The sequence below is a fragment of the Arthrobacter sp. P1_A5 genome (assembly GCF_056406825.1).
On sequence record NZ_JBFTZL010000294.1, the window covers coordinates 1 to 2,811 of the forward strand.

Here is a 2,811-nt window from a genome sequence, read left to right on the forward strand (position 1 = left end):
GTTCTGCCGGGGCTCCCGGGAGGCCGGGCAGCGGCCCGGCCCGGCCTGTTCAGGCCTAGTTAAAGACCGGGCTTTCGGTACGGCTGCGCTTGATTTCGAAGAAGTACGGGAAGGATGCCAGGGTCACCGTGGCGTCCCAGATCTGTCCTGCTTCCTCGCCGCGCGGGATGCGCGTCAGAACCGGGCCGAAGAAGGCCGTGCCGTTGAAGGCGACGACGGGTGTGCCCACGTCCTGACCGACCAGCGAGATGCCTGCCTCGTGGCTGGCGCGCAGCTTTGCATCAAATTCGTCGCTCTGGCCCGCGCCCGCAAGCTCGGCCGGCAGTCCGGCCTCGGCCAGCGACTTGGCGATGACCTCGTCAATGTCCTTGATGCCTTCGTTGTGGATCTTGGTGCCCATGGAGTCGTAGAGCGCCTTGATGTATTCGGCACCGTGCTGTTCAGCGGCGGCGGTGATGACGCGGACCGGAGCCCACGCCTTCTTCAGGAACTCGCGGTACTGCTCGGGCAGTTCCTCGCGGCCCTCATTGAGCACGGCGAGGCTCATGACATGCCACTCGGTCTTGATGTCGCGGACTTCTTCGACTTCGCCGATCCAGCGGKAGGTGACCCACGCGAAGGGGCACATCGGGTCGAACCAGAAGTCGGCTTTGTTGGTCATGGTTTCAGACACAGGTGTTCTCCTTAGGGAAGTCTGCGGGGAAAGCGCCGGGGCGGATCACGCACACGGCGCGCTAAACATTACAGCGACCTTGGCCGCGATAATATTCCGGATCAGGCGGACTTGCGCCGTTTGACCTCGTCGTGGGCGATCATCGTGGGCGCTGCCTTCTTGGTCACGACCTCTTCGGTGATCACGACGCTGGCGACGTCGTCGCGGCTGGGGAGGTCGAACATGACCGGGAGCAGGACTTCCTCCATGATGGCGCGCAGCCCACGGGCCCCGGTGCCGCGCTCCAGCGCCTGGTCGGCAATGGTGTTGAGGGCCTCGTCCTCGAAGATGAGCTCGACGCCGTCGAGCTGGAACATCTTCTGGTACTGCTTGACGAGGGCATTTTTCGGCGTCGAGAGGATCTGGATGAGCGCGGCGCGGTCCAGGTTGGAGACGGTGGTGATGACGGGCAACCGGCCGATGAACTCCGGGATCAGCCCGAACTTGAGCAGGTCCTCCGGCATGACCTCGCCGTAGGAATCCGTGGTGTTCTTGACCTCGTTGAGCGGGGCGCCGAAGCCGATGCCCTTGCGCCCGGACCGCGAACCGATGATGTCCTCGAGCCCCGCGAAGGCGCCGGCCACGATGAAGAGCACGTTGGTGGTGTCGATCTGGATGAATTCCTGSTGCGGGTGCTTGCGKCCGCCCTGCGGCGGKACCGAGGCMACCGTGCCYTCYAKGATYTTCARRAGCGCCTGCTGCACGCCCTCSCCCGAAACGTCCCGGGTAATGGACGGATTTTCGCTCTTGCGTGAGATCTTGTCGATCTCATCGATGTAGATGATGCCCTGCTCGGCCYTTTTGACGTCATAGTCGGCGGCCTGGATAAGTTTGAGGAGGATGTTCTCAACGTCCTCACCGACGTAGCCGGCCTCGGTCAGGGCCGTGGCGTCGGCGACGGCAAACGGAACGTTGAGGCGGCGGGCGAGGGTTTGGGCCAGATAGGTCTTGCCGCAGCCGGTGGGTCCGATCAGCAGGATGTTGGACTTGGCGATCTCGACGTCGTCGTGGTGCACGCCGTCGGCGAGGCTGCCGCTCTTCGGCGCGTGGCCGGCCTGGATCCGCTTGTAGTGGTTGTACACCGCGACGGCGAGCGAACGCTTGGCGGGTTCCTGGCCAATCACATATTCCTGCAGGAAATCAAAGATTTCGCGGGGCTTGGGCAACTCGAAACTGCCCAGGTCAGCTACTTCCGCGAGTTCCTCTTCGATGATCTCGTTGCAGAGTTCGATGCACTCGTCGCAGATGTAGACGCCGGGCCCGGCAATGAGCTTGCGGACCTGCTTCTGGCTCTTTCCGCAGAAAGAACACTTCAGCAGATCTGTGCTCTCGCCAATCCGAGCCATGTGTGAACCCCTTTAGTAGCTTGCTGCTGGCTGTGACATGTTCCACTCTAGGTCACTTTGGGCCCGTTGGGTGGAAAGCGGACGCCGGTGCGGCCAAGTAAAAATGCCGCACCGGCGCCGCGGAATGCTGATTAGCGCGCGATTGCCTGGGGCTTGATCTTGCGGGAATCGAGGACCTGGTCAATGAGGCCGTACTGCATGGCCTCGGCGGCCGTGAGGATCTTGTCCCGCTCGATGTCGTTGTTGACCTGCTCCGGCGTCCGGCCGGAGTGCTTGGCCAGCGTGTCCTCGAGCCAGGAGCGCATGCGCATGACCTCGGCGGCCTGGATCTCGAGGTCCGAGGCCTGCCCGCCCTGTCCGCCGGACAGCGAGGGCTGGTGGATCAGTACGCGGGCGTTCGGCAGCGCGAGGCGCTTGCCCGGCGTGCCGGCCGCGAGCAGCACGGCGGCCGCGCTGGCCGCCTGGCCGAGGCAGACGGTCTGGATCTCGGGCCGGATGTACGTCATGGTGTCGTAGATCGCGGTCATGGCGGTGAAGGAACCGCCAGGCGAGTTGATGTAGAGCGTGATGTCGCGGTCCGGGTCGGTGGACTCGAGCACCAGCAGCTGGGCCATGACGTCATCGGCCGAGGCGTCGTCGACCTGGACGCCGAGGAAGATGATGCGGTCCTCGAACAGCTTGGTGTACGGGTCCTGGCGCTTGAAGCCGTAGGGGGTGCGCTCTTCGAACTGGGGCAGCACGTAGCGGCTGCTC

Annotated in this window: 3 protein-coding genes; all 3 read right to left on the bottom strand. The window is 64.0% G+C overall.

Annotated elements, in window-relative coordinates:
• Positions 1–55 precede the first annotated feature (55 nt).
• On the bottom strand, positions 56–661 hold the full coding sequence (locus tag AC1D1S_RS20480) for a mycothiol-dependent nitroreductase Rv2466c family protein (RefSeq protein WP_476995370.1): 606 nt from the start codon (positions 659–661) through the stop codon (positions 56–58).
• A 113-nt stretch (positions 662–774) separates the two neighbouring features.
• Complete coding sequence (clpX, locus tag AC1D1S_RS20485; protein ID WP_476995368.1) at positions 775–2,058, bottom strand: ATP-dependent Clp protease ATP-binding subunit ClpX; 1,284 nt, start codon at positions 2,056–2,058, stop codon at positions 775–777.
• Between the two features lie 131 nt (positions 2,059–2,189).
• A partial coding sequence (locus tag AC1D1S_RS20490; protein WP_476995369.1) for an ATP-dependent Clp protease proteolytic subunit occupies positions 2,190–2,811 on the bottom strand: 622 nt, incomplete at its 5' end.